Here is an 18,616-nt window from a genome sequence, read left to right on the forward strand (position 1 = left end):
GATAGAAGATGTCACAGACAGCCATTCCTTTCATTTTCATGCGTGGCGGCACTTCGCGCGGCCCCTATTTTCGACGCGAAGATCTTCCCGAAGATCGCGACACCCTGGCGGCGGTGCTGGTCGCGGCCGTGGGCTCCGGCCATCCGCTCAACATCGACGGTATCGGTGGCGGCACTGCGGTGACCACAAAGGTCGCAATGCTCTCTGCCTCAGAGGACGACTGGGCCGACGTCGACTACTTTTTTGCGCAGGTTTCGGTCGAGGACCGGCTGGTCGATTTCAAGCCTACCTGCGGCAACATACTTTCTGGAGTTGGTCCGGCCGCAATCGAGATGGGCCTGATTTCTCCCACCGGCGACGAGACGGAAATCCGCATCCGGGCGGTGAACACCGGCGCGAAGGTGCTCGCGCGCGTCCAGACGCCGGGTGGCAAGCTGACCTATGAAGGCGACGCCGCGATTGCGGGCGTTCCGGGAACGGCCGCGCCGATCGCCCTGAACTTCATGGAGGTGGTCGGCTCGTCGACCGGCTCTTTCCTGCCAACGGGAAACCTGCGTGACGAAATCGACGGTATCGAGGTCACCTGTATGGACGTCGCCATGCCGATCGTCATCGCCCGCGCGTCCGATTTCGGCCTGACTGGCCATGAATCAGCTGCGGAACTCGATGCGAACAAGGATTTCTTCGCCCGCATGGAGAAGATCCGCATCGAGGCCGGCACACGCATGGGCATGGGCGATGTGACGAAATCCGTCGCCCCGAAATTTGGTCTGCTGGCGCCGGCCCGGGAGGGTGGCACGATCGCAACGCGTTACTTCATGCCTTGGAATACCCATCCGAGCATGGCGGTCACCGGGTCTCAATGCCTCGCCTCGTGTGCGCTGACGCCGGGCACGGTTGCCGATGGTCTGCTCGAGCGTTCCGGACAAAGCCCGGTCAACGTGACGCTGGAACATCCTTCCGGCCGGATCGAGGTGCTGGTCGAATTTGACGATGCCGACGGTTTCAGCCTCATTTCCGCCGGCCTCCTGCGCACCGCGCGCAAACTGGCCGACGGCAAGATCTATGTTCCAAGTTCGGTCTGGAAAGGACGCTGATCATGGCACTCTTGAATTTGCTGGTGGCATTCAACGGAACCGAAGCCTCCGAGGCTGCGCTTCGCTATGCAGCCTCGCTGGCCAAGCAACGCGGGGCGCAGGTAACGGCGCTTCTGGTTCACTCGACCCACGACACTTTCGATACGACCTCACGCTGGATTCCACGCGAGGCCCGCAATCTGCTTGCCAATGCCCAACAGGGCATCGTGTCGGAAATCGTGGAACAATTCGAGCGATTGCGACCGACCCTGGGTCTTGGAGACAATCTGGTACTCAGGACGCAGAGTGGAAGAGTTGACGTCGTTCTGTCCGACACGGCGCGCAGCTTCGACATCCTGATCGTCGGGAGGCCGATGCGCGGTGATGACGAGCACATCGTCCTGCATCCCGACCGGATCACACTTCTGGCGGGGCGTCCGGTGATCGTCGTGCCTGAAGGCTATGATGTGGAAGCCCGCCATTCCCATGCCGCGCTTGCCTGGGATGGCAGCCGCGCGGCCGCGCGGGCAATGTCGGACAGTCTGCGCCTGCTTGAGCAACAGGGTAAGGTGAGCGTGCTCACCATCGGTCCGCCAGTGGGATCGCTCGATGATCTGATGGCACATCTGAAACTGCACGATATCGAGACAGTCCATGAGGCCTGGCCGGCCGGCCATCCGCTGGTGGATTGCATCGTTTCCTACTGCAAAAGGCATGATCCCTCGTTGCTGGTCATGGGCGCTTATGAGCATTCCAAGTTCCGTGAGGATTTTCTTGGTGGACATACCGCTCAGATACTGCGCGAGATTTCCATTCCGATCCTGCTGTCCCACTGACATCTGTAGTCCGGCCTGAGCCGGACCGGAATGGACATAGAGAGAGCGATGCGTATCCATATCCTCGACGACTGGTTCAAGACCTTGTCCGGCCTGCCGAGTTTCAGCATGCTGGACGACCACGAGGTGACGGTCTGGACCGATCACGCGAGCGACGAGGCGGTTCTGGCCCAACGGCTGGCAGACGCCGAAGCGCTGGTGCTGTTTCGCGAACGCACGACGATCACCCGCAGTCTGCTCGAGCGCCTGCCCGCATTGCGGCTGATAGCGCAGCGCAGCACCTGGCCGCATATAGACGTTCCCGCCTGTAGCGATCACGATGTGCTTGTGTGTTCCGGCAAGGGCGGCGACGCGCCCAATGTCGCGGCGGCCGAACTGACGTTCACCCTCATGCTTGCCGCGCTTCGCGACCTGCCCGGACAAATGGCGTCAGCCAAGGCGGGTCTCTGGCAAAGCGGCGTCGGACGGACGGCGAAGGGACTGACGATCGGCCTTTATGGCTATGGGCGGATTGCCCGGCTCGTCGCCCAATATGCCCGCGCTTTCGGCATGACAGTTGACTGGTGGGCTTCTCCGGATGGGCGGGAGAGGGCGCGTGGCGATGGCGAGACGGTTGCAGCCAGTCGCGCGGCGTTCTTTGCCGAGAGCGATGTCGTCTCGCTTCATCTCCGCCTGACAGCCGAAACGCGAGGCGTCGTCACCGCCGACGATCTGAGGGTGATGAAACCGAGCGCTATCCTGGTCAATACCGCGCGGGCGGGATTGATCGCGCCGGGTGTGCTGAAGTCCGCCCTTGATGCGGGAAGACCAGGGCGTGCCGCAGTGGATGTGTTTGATAACGAGCCTCTGTCAGACCGGAACGATCCGCTGCTATCACATCCAAGGCTTATCGCGACGCCTCATATCGGTTTTGTCACCGAGCAGGAAATCGAGACCCAGTTCCGCGAGATTTACGAACAGATCCTCGCCTATGCCGCCGGTGCGCCGATCAATATGGTCAATCCGGAGGTGTGGTCCCGACGTTCTTCCGGCCTATGAGCGAAGCGGCCAGCGGCGCACCGACGATCACCAGCACGATGCGGGTCAGATGGTGCGTGACGACGTAGCCGAGATCGGCTCCTGTGACGATTGCCAGCACTGTCATTTCGGCCTGCCCCCCGGGCGAGAAGGCGAGAAATGCCTCCGTTGACCGGCCGAGTTCCAGGGTCGTGACGACCAGGGCAACCAGCGCCGCAAGTGCAGCCAGCAGGAACACATAGGCGACGGCGGCGATCACGATCCGGCTCAGTTCCGACCAGGTGATCCCGGTAAAATGCACACCTATGCCGCAGCCAATGAAGAATTGAGCCGCCAGGATGGCTTCAGCCGGCGGACGAATGTGGATCAGGCCGGCCAGTGAAAGCGCGGCCGTCACAATCATCGGGCCAAGGATCGAAGCACCAAAGAGGCCGAGCTTTTCTCCGCCTTTCCAGCCGACAAGGGCAGCTGCCACCATCAGGCCGAGTTCGTGGAATGGCACGTCCCTGATAGGGGCTCCGATGGGGTTGGTGAGGGCAGCGCCGAAAAAATGCGTCAGGATGAAGGGCGCAAGCGTCACCACAAGCAAGACCCGCGTGGCATGGATCAGGGACAGGGCACGCGGATTGCCGCCGGCCTCCGTGCCGAAGATCACCATGTCCTGAAGGCCGCCGGGCATCGCCGCATAATAGGCGGTCGGTGCGTCGAACCCCCATATTTTCCGGAAAAACGGAACGCCCAGACATCCGATCAGCGCAATATAAACGGGGATGATGGCGAGGGATGCCGCCAGACGCGGCAGCTCTGTGAACAGCTGCGGCGTGATCGAAGCACCGACCGCCACGCCGAGGATCGTGCGTGCCCCGACCGAGACCTGGCCAAAGCCCTTCAACGGCACCCCGACCAGCGCCGCGCAGAGGCACATCAGCATCGGACCGAACAGGAACGGCAACGGCAGACGGAGCCCCCAGAAGACACCCACCCCAATCGAAGCGAGAGCGAAGGTAACAGCGCGGCGCGCAAGAGGGTTCGTGAAATCGAAACGCATAAAGGTGGATTGACTCAAGCTGTGTCCATATGTATCCAACTGGATACAAGAATCACGAAGGCAAGTCTAGCCATGAATGACGAAGCAGCAGCAGCACCCGATTCATCGCAGGGAAATGCCGTCTACAGGCAGCTTCTGGATGAGGTCCGAGACGGCCGTCTCAACCCCGGCGACAGATTGCGGGAAACCGAAATCGCCGAGCGGCTCGGGGTGAGCCGCACGCCGGTTCGGGAGGCGATCCGCCTGCTGGAAACCGATGGAATTGTCGCGCATGTGCCGCGCCTGGGCGCGACGATACGCAGCCTCGACTATGCCGAGGTGATGGAGCTCTACGAGATGCGTGCGGTCCTTGAGGGCACGGCGGCGCGCCTTGCCGCACGCGCTGCTTCGGAAATAGAAATCGACGAGTTGTTCGACATGAACCGCGAACTGGAGCGGCTGGGTAGCGATCCGGAAGCCTTCGTTCTGAACCGCCAGTTCCACGCCGCCCTTCTGGACGCTGCCAAGAACCGCTTTCTGAGCTGGTCGATGAACAGCCTGCAGAAATCGCTGATGATCCTTGGACCCACGACCCTGACCGAACCCGATCGCGCGGAGAAGGCTGTCGAAGAGCATTTCGGCATTCTGGAAGCGTTGCGCATCCGCGACGGGAAACTCGCCGAAGCGGCGATGCGAGCGCATATCGAAATGGCTCAACGGGTGAGAGTCCGGTCATTGCGTGCCCGGAAGTCATACGACGGAGACCTTCTATGACCAAGCAAGTCGACATCGTCGTCGTCGGAGGTGGGAATGCAGCACTGTGCGCCGCCATGACGGCGGCAGAAGCTGGCGCCAGTGTCCTGATCCTGGAAACGGCACCCAAGGCCTATCGTGGCGGCAACTCCCGGCACACCCGCAATTTTCGCTGCATGCACCAGGGGCCACTCGGGCCTTTGGTCGAAAGCTATAGCGAAGACGAATATTTCGCCGATCTGATGAAGGTGACGGGTGGCAAGACCGACGAGAAGCTTGCCCGGCTGGCAATCCGGACTTCGGAGGAATGCCTGCCCTGGATGGAGGAGCGCGGTGTCCGCTTCCAGCCCTCCCTTTCAGGAACGCTTTCTCTTGCAAGGACGAACGCGTTCTTTCTCGGCGGCGGCAAGAGCCTGGTGAACGCCTACTATCGAACCGCCGGAAAACTGGGTGTCGAGGTGGAGTACGAAGCCGCCGTCAGCCATCTTGAACTGGACGACGGCAAGGTCGTCTGGCTCGACTACAAGAAAGGCGATCGGTCGTATCGGATCGCACCCAAGGCAGTCGTCGTCGCGTCCGGCGGCTTTCAGGCCGATACGGACTGGCTGGCCCGGGCCTGGGGGCCGGCCGCGAAAAACTTTCTGATCCGCGGCACGCCCTATAATCGCGGCATCGTTCTGGCCGATCTTCTGAACCAGGGCATCGAACAGGTTGGCGATCCGACCCAGTGTCATGCGGTGGCCATTGACGGGCGCGCGCCGAAATATGACGGCGGCATCGTCACCCGTCTCGACTGCGTGCCGTTCTCCATCGTGGTCAACAAGAATGCTGAACGGTTCTACGACGAGGGCGAGGATGTCTGGCCAAAGCGCTACGCCATCTGGGGCCGGCTCGTCGCCGCCCAACCCGATCAGGTCGGCTATGTAATCATCGACGCCAAATCTCTGGAACTGTTCATGCCGTCAGTGTTCCCCCCCATCGAGGCGCCGACAATCGAAGATCTGGCGATCAAGATGGGGCTTCCGCCCGAACGGCTGCGCGAAACCGTCGACGGCTTCAACGCCGCCTGCGGAGATACGTCGAATTTCCATCCGACTGAACTGGACGGGGTCTCCACCAGCGACCTCACGCCGGCCAAGACGAACTGGGCTCGCCCGATAACGGAGCCGCCATTTTACGGCTACAGCCTGCGCACCGGCGTCACCTTCACCTATCTGGGCCTGAAGGTCGACGATCATGCCCAGTGTTCCATGAACGCCCGGCCCGTCGAAAACCTCTGGGCTGCGGGTGAAACAATGGCCGGATCCATTCTTGGACAAGGCTATCTGGCCGGTTTCGGCATGACGATTGGCACTGTCTTCGGACGGATCGCAGGCAGGGAGGCTTCCACCTATGCAAATGCAGCCTGATTTCATCGGCGAGGCACGTCGCCAGGCCGAAATCTGCAACGCGTGCCGGTATTGCGAGGGATACTGCTCCGTCTTTCCGGCCCTGCACAGCCTCAGGACCTTCTCCGACGGAGATATCACCCAACTGGCGAACCTCTGTCATAATTGCCGTGGCTGCTACTACGCCTGTCAATATACGGCGCCGCATGAATTCGACCTCAATCTGCCCGGCGCGCTTGCCGAAGTGCGCCAGGAGAGCTGGAAACTGCATGCCTGGCCCAAAGGCTTCGCACGGCTGTTCGACCGGTCCGGCGTCGCCATGGCTGCACTCATGACGGTGGCGTTCGCCCTGCTGTTCGTGCTGGCACAGGCTCTTCGTCCGACGAGCGGGGAGGGGTTCTATGCCTATATGTCGCATGGCCTGATGGTGGCGATCTTCCTGCCGGCCTTCGTGCTGCCGCTTGCGGTCCTGGCTGTCTCGCTTCGCAATTACTGGCGCACAGTGGGCGGCGGGCACGTGTCGCCCGCAGACCTTTGGGCGGCAATCGTCTCCGCCGGCAAGATGCGCAATCTTGCGGGCGGGCACGGAGACGGCTGTAACTTCGAAGATACCGACCGGTTCTCCAACGCCCGCCGTCACGCCCACCAGGCTGTGCTCTATGGCTTTCTTCTGTGCTTCGCAGCAACCTCGACGGCAACGGTGATGCATTACCTGTTTGGCATGGAAGCGCCGTATAGCTTCTTCAGCCTGCCCAAACTGCTCGGCCTGAGCGGCGGGCTCCTGCTGTGCCTGGGAACCGGCTATATGGCGGCGCTCAAGCTGAAAGCCGACCGCAACCTCGGCGCGGCGTCCGCATGGGGTGGCGAAATGGCATTCGTGGTGCTGCTTTTCGCCGTATCGGCGACCGGCATTGCGCTCTATGCCGCTTCGGGCACGGGGGCAGTGGCTCTGCTGCTGCCGCTTCATCTCGGGACGGTACTGACCTTCTTCCTGCTCACACCCTATTCCAAGATGGCCCACGGTTTCTATCGTATGGCGGCTCTGACGCTCGAGGCACACAGGCGAGGGTCGCTAGTGGTGTGATCCCGCGCAAGCGCGGCTGGTCGGGCGCGGTCGGAAGGTCAGTCCTCGTCCTTGCCGCGCGCCCGACCCGCCGATCGCTATTGATCAAGTTCCGAAAGGCCGCGCTCGCACTTGAGCGATCGGCACTGCTTTTTCCGGATTTCATCACCTGACGCGGATACGATCGCGCTCACAGCCTGACGCCCCCGATCGTATATCCACCGTCCACGGTAATCTCCTGGCCGGTCACGAAGGCCGAGTCATCCGAAAGTAGCCAGGCGACAGTACCCGCCACGTCTTCAGGCGTTCCGTTGCGCTTCAGGGCGGCTTGTGAAGCGAGGCGGTCCGCCAGATCGGGGGCGAGTACATCATCAGCCATCGGCGTCAGGATGATGCCGGGGCTGATCGCGTTAACCCGGATGGCGCGGGGGCCTTGCTCGACTGCCAGCGTCCGCATCATCGCGAGCAAAGCGCCCTTCGTGGCGGCATAGGCACCTGCGCCAGGCATTACGGCGCTCGCGGTCCACGACGCGTTGATGAGAATGGCCCCGCCCTCCAGAACCGGCAGGCAGTGCTTGATGGTCAGGAACGTGCCGCGAAGGTTTGTCGCGATCAACGGGGCGAAGTCGGAGGCTTCCGTTGCGCCGAGCGGTTTGAACGTGCCGAGAACGCCCGCATTGGCAAAGAGGCCATCCACGCGGCCGAAGTGATCAAGCGTGTTCTGGACGGCCGTGGAAACTTTGTCCTCCAGCGAAATATCACAGGCGAGCGCCAGCGCCCGACCGCCCGCCGCCGTGATCTCGGATGCCAACTGTTCAAGCGGTTCCGGCCGGCGCCCGAGCAGAGCGAGTTGCGCGCCTTCTATTGCGAGGCGGAGGGCCGCAGCACGCCCCATGCCCGTTCCCGCGCCCGTGATGATGACTGTTTTTCCCTTGAACCGTGTCTGTGCCATGTGCCTCTCCGCGAGCAATTGATATCGAAGCAGATGGTAATTGATCGATTGATATGTGATAATTGCTGAATAATTTGAATGATATGAAAGTATGACTATCGAATGGACGTGTTCCGATCCATGAAAGCGTTTGTCACGGCCGTGCAGGCAGGTTCGATGAGCGCAGCGGCCGAACAGCTTGGCCTGTCCCCGGCAATGGTCGGGCAGCACGTCGCCGCGCTGGAAGCGCGGTTGGGCACCCGGTTGCTGAATCGCACCACGCGCCGTCAAAGCCTGACCGATTTCGGGGCGACCTATTTCGACCAATGCCGGGACATTCTGGAACGAGTTGCCCTGGCCGAGCTCGAAGCCGAGACGTTACAAACGGCGCCGCGTGGCAAGCTGCGGATCACGGCACCGACAACCTTCGGCGCGGAAAGACTGGTGCCCGCATTGAGGGACTATCGCGAGATAGCTTCCGAAGTCGAGCTGGACGTGGTCCTGACGGACCGCAACGTTGATCTCGTCGAGGAGGGCTTCGACATTGCCTTCCGTATTGGCACGCCTCCTGACAGCCGCCTGATTGCACGGCCTCTTGCCCCCTACCGGATGATGATTTGCGCTGCGCCGGATTATCTGGCGCGCAATGGCAAGCCTGAACATCCTGATGATCTTTCAAGCCACGAAACAATCGGCTTCACACCGGCAGCAAGATCATCGTGGCGCTTTTCCAGGGGTGATGATGTCGTGGAGGTCGCACCGTTGCGCCATCTTACCGTCAACAGCGGTCAGGCGGTTCGCATGGCGGCCCGCGCAGGCCTGGGGATTGTCATGCAGCCGGTCATCCTTCTCGCAGCCGACGTCGATGACGGTCAGCTTGTCCAGCTTCTGCCCGACTGGCGACTGGGCGAACGGCCCATGTCACTGCTTTACTATCGAGATCAGCGCATGACGCCGCGAATGCGCAGCTTCATCTCATTTGCGATGACTGAGTTCGGACAAGACCCTGATTGAAGGCATCTCAAACGTCCTGAAGCCCACGAGGTTCATGTCACGCGCCGGCTGAGGCAGCCAGGTGACGGATCAGTCCTCATCTGACGTCGGCGGTCGCCGCGACAGCCAAACCACATAGCCGACACCGCCGATCAGCAGCAGCGCCATGGTGTACCAGGTGAGCGCGTATTGCAGGTGGTGATTGCGGAAGTTGATGATGGTCAGACCACCCCTGGGCAACGCTTCCGGGGCACCGGTATGGTCGGCGTCGATGAAATAGGGGGCCGTGTCGCTGAGGCCTGTTTTGCTAGAGAAGGCTTCCGTGTCGCGGGAATACCAGCGGTTTTCGTCAGGGGCGTTCTTTTCCAGGAGGGTCCCGCCCGGTTCGGTGATCCGCAGCAGACCCGTGACAGTCACCCCCTCGCGATCGGTGCCATCGTCCCGCTCCGGGCTGCTTCTGTATTCGGAAGGCACGAAGCCCCTGTTGATCCAGATGATCTCGCCGTCGGGGCGCTCAAGCGGCTGCAGCATCCAGAAACCGGCGCCAAGTTCGGTGAGCGCCTTGACGAAGACGGTTTTGCCCCCGAGAAGCCGTCCTTCGGCGCTGACGCGCAGGTAGGCATGGCTTTGCGCCGTGACGTCAGGCCAGTCGGACCTGCCGGGTGCCGGAACTGCCTCGCCGTACGCGCGTGTCTCCACAGCGTGGATCAGTTCCGTCTTCCATTCCAGGCGCCGAAGCTGCCAGTTGCCGAGCAGCACGAGACAGACGACGATCAGCGCGGAAACGCCAACCAGAACCCAGTTCAAGACGCCGCGTTTTCGCCAGTCCGTCATCTGTTTCGAAGGTCCCGGTCTCCGTCAGGGAAGTGATTTCACCCGTTCGATCTGATCATGGGACGGCATCATGTTTTCGTCGAGATGGAACATGACCCAGATCGATCCCGACAGCACGATGACCACAAGCAACACCGTGAAACTCAGCGACATTGCCAGCCATCCTTCCTCGGCACGCGAATTCATGTGCAGGAAGAAATAGATGTGCACGATCATCTGACCGGCGCCGAGAATGAACACGATCGCAACGGCCAGAAGGCGGCTGTCCAGAACGTCGGTCATGGTCAGCCAGAAGGGGATGATCGTCAGAACGACAGAGAGACCGAAACCGATCATGTAGCTCCGGAAGGAGCCGTGACCACCATGCGCGCTGCCGTGGTCCTGGCTGTTACCGGAGGAGGTGTTTGAAGACGCGCTCATACGAGAACTCCAGCCAGGTAGACAAAGGAAAAGACGCCGATCCAGATCAGGTCCAGGAAGTGCCAGAACATGGAAAGGCACATCATCCTGCGCTTGTTTTCAGGTGTCAGCCCGCGCATCTTGAGCTGAACCAGCAGCACGACCAGCCAGATGCACCCGGCGGTGACATGGAGCCCGTGCGTGCCAACCAGCGTGTAGAAGGACGACAGGAACGCGCTGGCCATAGGCGTGGCACCGATGTGCCAGAGGTGGCTGAACTCGTGGATTTCAAGACCAAGGAACGCCAGGCCGAAAAGGCCGGTGACAACAAGCCAGATCTGCGTGCCCTTCAGATCTCCCTTGTCCATGCGCAGTACGGAAAAGCCGTAGGTGATCGACGAAAACAGGAGCATGAAGGTCGACAGCAGGATCATGTCCAGTTCGAACAGGTCTGCCGGCGACGGGCCGGCCGCGAAGTTGCGGCCGAGCACGGCGTAGGTGGCAAAGAGCGTGCCGAAAATCAGGCAGTCGCTCATCAGGTAGATCCAGAAACCCAGCATCGTGCCGGTTTCGTGGTGGTGTTCGCCTTCGTCGTCGTGTGCGGACTGCCGGACGTAGAATTCCGGCTGCCCCATTGCGGTTTCGGTACTCATTTCGGGGCCACCTCCGCGGCAAGCAGTCTGGTCCGTTCGCCTTCGATCCCGGCAACTTCGTCCGGCTGGACGTAGTATTCACGGTCATAATTGAAGGTATGATCGATGCCGTAGGCGATCGCGACCACGAAGGTCATCGCCGCCAGCCACCAGATGTGCCAGATGAGGGCGAAACCCAGCACCGTGATGATGCCTGAGAGGATGATCCCCGTGCTGGTGTATCTGGGCATATGGATCGGTTCGAAGTTATCCAGCGGCCGTTCGTACCCTGCCTGTTTCATCTGCCACCAGGCATCAATCTGATGGACCTTCGGCGTAAAGGCGAAGTTGTAGTAGGGCGGCGGGGAAGACGTCGACCATTCGAGCGTCCGGCCGTTCCAGGGATCGCCGGTGGTGTCGCGCAACGCCTCGCGGTTGCGGATGCTGACCGCAATCTGGATGAGGAAGGCTGCGATCCCTGCGGCCACGAACAGCGCACCGATCAGGGCGACGACGAAGTACGCCGAATAGGCAGTACCCTCGAACTGGCTGAGGCGCCGGGTGACACCCATGAGGCCGAGCACGTAAAGCGGCATGAAGGCCAGATAGAAGCCGATCAGCCAGCACCAGAAGGAGACCTTGCCCCAGAAAGGAGCGAGGCGGAAGCCGAAGGCCTTGGGAAACCAATAGGTCATTGCGGCGAAGACACCGAAGACCACGCCACCGATGATCACATTGTGGAAGTGGGCGATGAGGAACAGGCTGTTGTGCAGCACGTAGTCCGCCGGCGGAACCGCCAGCATCACGCCCGACATGCCGCCGATAACGAAGGTCAGCATGAAGCCGAGGGTCCAGTACATGGGCAACTCGAACTTGATCCGGCCCTTGTAGATCGTGAACAGCCAGTTGAACATCTTGGCGCCCGTCGGGATCGAGATCACCATGGTGGTGATGCCGAAGAACGAATTCACGCTGGCGCCTGCGCCCATGGTGAAGAAGTGGTGCAGCCAGACGATGTACGACAGGATTGTGATGACCGCCGTCGCGTAGACCATCGAGGTATAGCCGAACAGGCGCTTGCCGCTGAAAGTCGAAACGATTTCCGAGAAGACGCCGAAGATCGGCAGGATGAGGATGTAAACCTCCGGGTGACCCCAGATCCAGATGAGGTTCACATACATCATCGGATTGCCACCAAGGTCGTTGGTGAAGAAATGTGTGCCGAGATAGCGGTCAAGCGTCAGCAGCACCAGGGTGGCGGTCAGAATCGGGAAGGTGGCAACGATCAGGATGTTGGTGCAAAGCGCCGTCCAGCAGAAGACCGGCATCTTCATGTAGGCCATGCCGGGCGCGCGCATCTTGACGATGGTGACGATCAGGTTGATGCCCGACAGCGTCGTGCCGATGCCTGCGATCTGCAGGGCCCAGATATAATAGTCCACGCCGACGCTGGGACTGAACTGGATCCCGGAAAGCGGCGGATAGGCCAGCCAGCCCGCGGTCGAAAACTCGCCGATGAACAGCGACATCATCACGAGTACGGCGCCGGAGGTGGTCAACCAGAAACTGAAATTGTTCAGGAAGGGGAAGGCGACGTCACGGGCACCGATCTGGAGCGGCATGACAAAGTTCATCAGCCCGGTCACGAAGGGCATGGCCACGAAGAAGATCATGATCATGCCGTGGGCCGTGAAGATCTGGTCGTAGTGATGCGGCTCCAGGTACCCGGCGCCGCCAGTGGCGGTCCAGGCCTGTTGAACGCGCATCAATAGCGCGTCGGCGAAGCCGCGTACCAGCATAACCAGCGCCAGCACCATATACATGATGCCGATCTTCTTGTGGTCGATGCTGGTGAACCATTCCTTCCACAGGTAGCCCCAGAGCTTGAAATAGGTCAGAGCGCCCAGAACCGCCACGCCGCCGATGACGACGCCGATGAAAGTTACCAGAACCACCGGTTCGTGAAACGGGAAGATGTCCCAGCCGAGTTTCCCGACGATGGGATCCCAGCGCGAATAATCAACTGCCGCCATTATGTCCTCAAACTGAAATTTCGGGAGAGCTGCGCGCCCGTATTTCCGGGCGCCGCGCCGTTATCTGTCGGTTTCGGGTTGCGTGCCGCTCTCGGGACCAGCCCTCGGGGAGCCGGCCAAGTCCTTGAGTACCCCGGAAACATTGATCGCGGCGAGCGACAGCGGCTCAAGCTGACCTTCCGCTTTCTTGACTTCGCGCTTGCCGCGGATCCTGGTCAGCATACCCGTCGGGTTGCTTGAACTGCAGATCCCCGCGAAAACGTCGCGTAGCTGAAGGCCCTCCAGGCCTCCTCCTCCCAATGCGTCGACCATCATCATGTCGTTCTGACACAGATCGTTGGAATCGACACACAGATTGATGACAGCGTTCCAGAGCTCCGGATCGACGGAGCCGTAGTAGCTGACAGGGTTTGCAATGCTCGGTTCGTCGAGCTTCAGAAAGGCCGTGCGGTCGAGCGGCTGTTCGCTGTCCTGCGCCTTGGCGACCCAATCCTCAAAGCCTTTTTCATCGACGCTGTGGAACTTGAACCGCATATGCGAGAAGCCGGCGCCGCTGTAATTGGACGAGAAACCGTCATAGACGCCTTCCTCGTTCATGACCGCATTCAGTTCGGTCTGCATGCCGGCCATCGCGTAGATCTGGCCTGCGAGTGCGGGAACGAAGAAGGAATTCATGACCGTGGACGAGGTGATCTCGAATTTCACCGGCCGGTCGACCGGAGCAGCAAGTTCGTTGACCGCCGCGACGCCCTGTTCGGGGTAGATGAACAACCACTTCCAGTCCATGGCGACCACCTGAATCACCAATGGTTCTTCACCTGCCGGAATTTCCTTTTCGGCAGAAATCCGTTCGAGTGGTGAATAGGGGTCGAGACGGTGCGTTGCGACCCAGGTCAGTCCTGCGAGGCACATGATAATGGCCATCGGAACCGTCCAGATGACGATTTCCAGGCTCGTGGAGTGGTGCCAGTCGGGCTGGTACTCCGCGTCCTTGTTGGAGGATCTGTACTTGATTGCGAAAATGACTGTAAGGGCCATTACTGGCAGGACGACGATCAGCATGAGGATCGTCGAATAAATGATGAGTTCAGCCTGCTGGCTTGCGATGTCCCCGGCGGGGTTCATCACGACCATATTGCAGCCACTGAGAAAAGGCGCTGCCGCCAACAGAGGCGCAAGTTTGGAAAGTCTCATATGGGATCACCGCTGGTCGGGTAAAGTCTGGCCTGGCCAGAATACGCCAACGGTGCGGCGCAACGGACGGGTGGCCTCAGTTCGAGGTGGGATCACCTTCTGAGCGACTTATTATCCCGATATTGCAGCGCGCACAAGGCGATATTGCGTCGCAGCATAACTCCAGCTGCAAGAAATTAGTATATATACTTATAGGTGTGTTTCACAGCAAGCCCTAGAGACCATGGCGCAAAGCCTAAAAATCGTGCTAGCTTCCGCTGGAGGAGCTTCTTCGCGCTGCACTATAAGGTCGTCTCAGGGAAACCAATCGGTGCGCGGGAAGTTGACATGAGAGGAGAACGTTCTTCCGGCGATGCCGTTCGCCGGTTTCTTTCCGAAGCACCGCGCGAGCTCAAAGGATATTCGCTGCGCGGTTTTCAGACTGCAACGAACGGGAACGACACAGGGAACCCGAATGACTGATGCCACGAATGCGCATGGCAACCTTGCCAACGGCGCCGCAAAACACCTCGATCTCGACGAGTACATCATCACTGTCGTCATGGCGCGCGTAACCGATCATTTCGGTTTCTTCGTCTACGCGTTTGCGTCCGTGCTCGTCTTTCCGGCGGTTTTCTTTCCCAACTATGATGCGGCGACCGGCATCATGCTGTCGTTTGCGGTCTTTCCGCTCGCCTTTCTCGTCAGGCCCTTTGCCAGCCAGGTGTTCAAACGGCTCGAGCCGCGCATCGGCCGATCCGGCAAGATCACGCTTGCCCTCTTCGTCCTCGGCGGATCGACCATGGCGATCGGGCTTTTGCCAAACTACCAGACGGCGGGCATTCTGGCGCCGCTGCTGCTGATCGTCATGCGCATCGGGCAGGGCATCGGCCAGGGTGGATCCTGGGACGGGCTGACGCTGCTCCTCCAGACAAATGCGCCGGAAAACCGGCGTGGCTGGTACGCGATGATCCCGCAGCTCGGAGCGCCGATCGGCCTGTGTGTCGCTGCCGCAATCTTCTACGTGCTGACCGGTTTCCTGACTGTGCAGGAATTCGTGAGCTGGGGCTGGCGCTGGCCGTTCTTCGCCGTGCTGGCGGTGAACGTCGTGTCGCTCTTCGCGCGGCTGCAGCTCATTCACACCGAAGCACACGAGATGTTCAAGGAAGAGGCACTGCTGAAGTCGAGCCCCTTCTTTGAAATGCTCTCCGTGCACTGGAAGGACGTTCTTCTCGCGACATTCCTGCCGCTTGCCAGCTACGCTATCCTGCACATGGTCACCGTGTTCCCGCTGGCCTTCGATTATCTTGAGGCCCAGCATCCGGTCTCCGACTTCCTGCTGCTGTTGCTGGTCGGGGGTGTGATCTCCATTCCGTCCGTGGTGATCTCCGGCGTCCTGTCCGACAAGTTCGGGCGCAGAAAAATGCTTGCCGCCGTTTCGGTCGCAATCGCGCTCTTCAGCTTCATCGTGACAAACCTGCTCGACGGCGGCGTGACCTATGTCCTTGTCGGCTACGTTCTGCTCGGTCTTTCCTACGGGCAGGCGAGTGCGATCCTGCCCAACCGGTTCCTGAAGCAGTACCGCTACACCGCGAGCGCTCTTTCCGTAAACCTTTCGTGGATTTTCGGCGCCGCTTTCGCCCCTCTTGTAGCCCTCGGCCTTTCGCTCAATTTCGGCGTGGCCTCTGCCGGCTATTACCTTCTGTCGGGGGCGCTGGTCACACTGGCTGCCCTTACAGTGCTGACCTTCCGTGAAAAGCATGCGCGGCAGTCGGCTTCCAGTGGCGGAGATATCTGAGTGAAAGCCTGCCTGGTTCCGTAGCGCACAGATGAAGGCGACGCGTACGCTCGTCCCCGATCCGGGGTATGAGCGGGAGTTTCCGAACGCCGCACGCGGCGCCCCGTCGACATCCGGAGAAGGGTCATGAGTGGACAGGCAGCCAAATCGGAATACTTGATCCGGACCCGGGCCACGCTCATCGGCATCAACACCGATCTGAAAGGAGAGGTGCTGGCCGAAGCGGGCATTCATGTCAGGGACGGCGTAATCGCGGCGGTGGCGCCGTTCGACAGTCTAAGGGCCCAATATCCGGACCTTGCGGTCGAAGGCGGGCCGGACATGATCGCGTTTCCGGGTCTCGTCAACGGCCATCACCATTCCGGGCTGACGCCCTTCCAGCTTGGCGTGCCCTATGGTCCGCTGGAGCTCTGGCTGCCACAATTCCGGGGCATGCGGTATGTCGGGCACAGGCTCGATACGCTCTACTCGGCAATCGAGATGCTGGAATCGGGCACGACGACGGTTCAGCACATCCATCCAGGCCTTGCCGGCGATACGGACAGCTGGACGGATCTTTCGGACAAGGTCATTGGCGCCTATCGCGACATTGGCATGCGGGTCTCTTTCTCTTTCATGATCCGCGACCGCAACCAACTCGTCCATGAAGACGACGAACCGTTTCTGACCGGACTGCCGGAGGACGAAGCGGCCTATTGGCGGCCGAAGCTTGCCGCCAGCAAGGCACCGATCAACGCGTATATGGATTGGTTCGAGGCGCAAAAGGGAGCTTGGGCAAAGGCGGACCCGCAAGCGGTCTCCTGGCAGCTCGCCCCCGCAAATCTGCACTGGTGTTCCGATGACTGCCTTGCCGGGATCTTCGACACCGCGCAACGTACCGGTTCGAAGATCCACATGCATCTGGTGGAAACCAGGCTGCAAGCGGAATACGCACGCCGCACCTATGGCAAGTCGGCGATCCGGCATCTGGCGGACCTGGGCTGTCTGACCGGCAACCTCACGCTTGGTCACGGCATCTGGGCCGATGCGGAAGACCTTGATCTTGTCCGGGAATGCGGCTGCACGATCTGCCACAATGCCAGCTCGGGATTGCGCCTGGCCAGTGGCGTCGCCCCGGTCAACGACATGCTTCAGAAGGGCGTGCCGGTCTGCCTTGGCATCGACCAAGCGGGGATCAACGACGACCGGGACATGCTGCAGGAAATGCGGCTTGTCTGGGCGCTGCACCGGGAACCGGGTCTTGCCACCTTCCGCCCCTCCGCGGGACATGTCTTCCGGATGGCGACGGAACACGGGGCGGCAACCACGGGCTTTGAGGGCCGGATCGGCCGACTGGATGTGGGCAAGGCAGCGGATATCGTGCTCGTCGACTGGAATGACATCGCCCGTCCGTTCATCGATGACCGGGTCCCGCTTGTCGATGCGCTGCTCCAGCGCACCCGTCAGATGCCGGCGGACACCGTGTTTGTCGGCGGCAGGAAAGTCGTCTCCGACGGCAGGGTGACATCGATCGACCGGGACGCGGTTCTGGACCAGATCCGGACTATCCTGACCTCGGCACTGACCCCGCAGGAACGAGAAGCGCAAGACAGGACGGCGGCGCTATTGCAACACATGACGCGCTGGTTCGACGCGCGTTATCGGCAAGACACGCGCCGAGCCTACCGCTTCAACGCGATTGCCGGCCAATCCTGACCAATTCATTCGGCAGGCTGTTGAGAGCTGCCGCCAACTGATTGGCGAAGCGCGCGGAGGCGACTGACAAGGTGCGCCCACGCATCTGCATCAGGGTCAGATTGCCATACGGCACGTCTTCCTTGCCCAGTGCCCTGAAGACCAGACGCTCGTCTCCGTAGATGTTGAGGCCGATGGGAAACTGGAAACCGACGGCTCTTTCCTGCTGCACGTAGTGGCGCATGAACTCGAAGGAATCGGCTTCTGCGACCGGCTCCATCTTCTGGCTCATGTTCGCCACGGCGATGTCGAGCAGATAGCGGATACCGATCCGTTTCGGCGGAACCACATGCGGATAACCCAGGCAGTCCCTCAGGCGCAGTCTTTCCTTCGCCGCAAGGGGGTGGTCCCTGGCCATGACCGCGTAGACAGGCTGTTCCACGGACAGGAGCACATCGAAATCGCCCAGGTGCGCGGGCTCGAAGACCAGCGCCAGGTCGCTTTCGAAGGCGCGCAGATCCTCCTCCGCCGCATCCCGGTCGCGTACGTGCACCGAAAAGGAAACGCCAGGATGTTCGGCCCGGTAGGCGGCGATCTGGGCCGGCATGAAATAGGGCTGGATCGCCTGGGAACAGGCAATGCTGACATGGCCACGCCGCAGGCCCGACAGGTCGGCCACCTGGCTGCGAACCCGGTCCATATCGGCCAGCTGCCCGCGAATATGCTGGATCAACAGCTCGCCGGCCGGATTGAGGCGAACCCCACCGTGAAGGCGTTCGAAGATGGGGGCGCCGAACTCTTCCTCAAATCCAAGAATGCGGCGGTTCAGAGCCGACGACGTGATGTTCATGTCTTCGGCGGCCTTGCGGATGGAACCGGCCTTGCTCACTGCATCGATCAGCTTGAGCGTTTGAAGGTGCCTCATTTTCAATGCCTTACAAATGGCGCTGCAAATTTTGAAGCACAAAGGTGCAAAAATAGCAATAGAA

At 60.8% G+C, this 18,616-nt stretch carries 17 protein-coding genes; 9 read left to right on the forward strand and 8 right to left on the reverse strand.

Annotated elements, in window-relative coordinates; translation table 11 throughout:
- Positions 1-8: 8 nt before the first annotated feature.
- Genes AC2A6O_RS25820 through AC2A6O_RS25830 form a run of 3 tightly spaced genes read left to right on the forward strand, consistent with a single transcriptional unit; the run spans position 9 to position 2,950 of the window.
- On the forward strand, positions 9-1,097 hold the full coding sequence (locus AC2A6O_RS25820) for a 4-oxalomesaconate tautomerase (RefSeq protein ID WP_498931404.1): 1,089 nt from the start codon (positions 9-11) through the stop codon (positions 1,095-1,097).
- Positions 1,098-1,099: 2 nt separating this feature from the next.
- Positions 1,100-1,912, forward strand: a complete 813-nt coding sequence (locus AC2A6O_RS25825) for a universal stress protein (RefSeq protein ID WP_498931406.1) — start codon at positions 1,100-1,102, stop codon at positions 1,910-1,912.
- A 48-nt stretch (positions 1,913-1,960) separates the two neighbouring features.
- Positions 1,961-2,950 carry a D-2-hydroxyacid dehydrogenase family protein gene (locus AC2A6O_RS25830; protein WP_498931408.1) on the forward strand — a complete coding sequence of 330 codons (990 nt, stop codon included), beginning with the start codon at positions 1,961-1,963 and terminating at the stop codon, positions 2,948-2,950.
- On the opposite strand, the gene AC2A6O_RS25835 is transcribed toward AC2A6O_RS25830, so the two are convergent.
- Positions 2,910-3,995, reverse strand: coding sequence for an AbrB family transcriptional regulator (locus AC2A6O_RS25835; RefSeq protein ID WP_498931409.1), 1,086 nt, complete (start codon positions 3,993-3,995; stop codon positions 2,910-2,912). The two genes, AC2A6O_RS25830 and AC2A6O_RS25835, sit on opposite strands and share 41 nt — an antisense overlap.
- 54 nt (positions 3,996-4,049) lie before the next feature.
- Here AC2A6O_RS25835 and AC2A6O_RS25840 point away from each other — a divergent pair, with 54 nt between their 5' ends.
- From AC2A6O_RS25840 to tcuB, 3 genes are read left to right on the forward strand one after another with little or no spacing between them, the layout of a single operon-like run.
- Positions 4,050-4,730 carry a GntR family transcriptional regulator gene (locus tag AC2A6O_RS25840; RefSeq protein WP_498931411.1) on the forward strand — a complete coding sequence of 227 codons (681 nt, stop codon included), beginning with the start codon at positions 4,050-4,052 and terminating at the stop codon, positions 4,728-4,730.
- The gene (tcuA, locus tag AC2A6O_RS25845) at positions 4,727-6,118 is read left to right on the forward strand and encodes an FAD-dependent tricarballylate dehydrogenase TcuA (RefSeq protein ID WP_498931413.1); all 1,392 of its coding nucleotides are present in this window, start codon (positions 4,727-4,729) and stop codon (positions 6,116-6,118) included. Before AC2A6O_RS25840 ends, tcuA begins: the two co-directional genes overlap by 4 nt.
- Positions 6,102-7,181 carry a tricarballylate utilization 4Fe-4S protein TcuB gene (gene tcuB / locus AC2A6O_RS25850; protein WP_498931415.1) on the forward strand — a complete coding sequence of 360 codons (1,080 nt, stop codon included), beginning with the start codon at positions 6,102-6,104 and terminating at the stop codon, positions 7,179-7,181. Before tcuA ends, tcuB begins: the two co-directional genes overlap by 17 nt.
- A gap of 169 nt (positions 7,182-7,350) precedes the next feature.
- On the opposite strand, the gene AC2A6O_RS25855 is transcribed toward tcuB, so the two are convergent.
- Positions 7,351-8,112, reverse strand: a complete 762-nt coding sequence (locus AC2A6O_RS25855) for an SDR family NAD(P)-dependent oxidoreductase (protein ID WP_498931417.1) — start codon at positions 8,110-8,112, stop codon at positions 7,351-7,353.
- Positions 8,113-8,232: 120 nt separating this feature from the next.
- Here AC2A6O_RS25855 and AC2A6O_RS25860 point away from each other — a divergent pair, with 120 nt between their 5' ends.
- Positions 8,233-9,105: a LysR family transcriptional regulator gene (locus tag AC2A6O_RS25860; protein ID WP_498931419.1), complete on the forward strand. Its 873-nt coding sequence runs from the start codon at positions 8,233-8,235 to the stop codon at positions 9,103-9,105.
- Positions 9,106-9,174: 69 nt separating this feature from the next.
- Here the strand turns inward: AC2A6O_RS25860 and AC2A6O_RS25865 are convergent, their stop codons facing one another.
- The 5 genes from AC2A6O_RS25865 to cyoA are packed head-to-tail and all read right to left on the reverse strand — an operon-like array spanning position 9,175 to position 14,176.
- Positions 9,175-9,918 carry an SURF1 family protein gene (locus tag AC2A6O_RS25865; protein WP_498931421.1) on the reverse strand — a complete coding sequence of 248 codons (744 nt, stop codon included), beginning with the start codon at positions 9,916-9,918 and terminating at the stop codon, positions 9,175-9,177.
- Positions 9,919-9,942: 24 nt separating this feature from the next.
- Positions 9,943-10,338 carry a cytochrome o ubiquinol oxidase subunit IV gene (cyoD, locus tag AC2A6O_RS25870; protein ID WP_148587505.1) on the reverse strand — a complete coding sequence of 132 codons (396 nt, stop codon included), beginning with the start codon at positions 10,336-10,338 and terminating at the stop codon, positions 9,943-9,945.
- Entirely contained in the window at positions 10,335-10,970 is a 636-nt protein-coding gene (cyoC, locus tag AC2A6O_RS25875) for a cytochrome o ubiquinol oxidase subunit III (protein WP_498931423.1), read from the reverse strand. The genes cyoD and cyoC overlap by 4 nt, the downstream gene beginning before the upstream one ends.
- Positions 10,967-12,982, reverse strand: a complete 2,016-nt coding sequence (cyoB, locus tag AC2A6O_RS25880) for a cytochrome o ubiquinol oxidase subunit I (RefSeq protein ID WP_148587504.1) — start codon at positions 12,980-12,982, stop codon at positions 10,967-10,969. The genes cyoC and cyoB overlap by 4 nt, the downstream gene beginning before the upstream one ends.
- Before the next feature lie 60 nt (positions 12,983-13,042).
- Positions 13,043-14,176, reverse strand: coding sequence for a ubiquinol oxidase subunit II (gene cyoA, locus AC2A6O_RS25885; protein WP_498931425.1), 1,134 nt, complete (start codon positions 14,174-14,176; stop codon positions 13,043-13,045).
- A 454-nt stretch (positions 14,177-14,630) separates the two neighbouring features.
- Here cyoA and AC2A6O_RS25890 point away from each other — a divergent pair, with 454 nt between their 5' ends.
- Positions 14,631-15,953 carry an MFS transporter gene (locus AC2A6O_RS25890; protein ID WP_162530143.1) on the forward strand — a complete coding sequence of 441 codons (1,323 nt, stop codon included), beginning with the start codon at positions 14,631-14,633 and terminating at the stop codon, positions 15,951-15,953.
- A 126-nt stretch (positions 15,954-16,079) separates the two neighbouring features.
- A complete protein-coding gene (locus tag AC2A6O_RS25895; protein ID WP_498931427.1) occupies positions 16,080-17,648 on the forward strand; it encodes an amidohydrolase family protein in 1,569 nt (522 codons plus the stop codon).
- Here the strand turns inward: AC2A6O_RS25895 and AC2A6O_RS25900 are convergent.
- Positions 17,623-18,552, reverse strand: a complete 930-nt coding sequence (locus AC2A6O_RS25900; RefSeq protein ID WP_148587500.1) for a LysR family transcriptional regulator — start codon at positions 18,550-18,552, stop codon at positions 17,623-17,625. The genes AC2A6O_RS25895 and AC2A6O_RS25900 overlap by 26 nt on opposite strands.
- Positions 18,553-18,616 lie beyond the last annotated feature (64 nt).

The sequence above is a fragment of the Labrenzia sp. ATLA3 genome, from assembly GCF_057180185.1.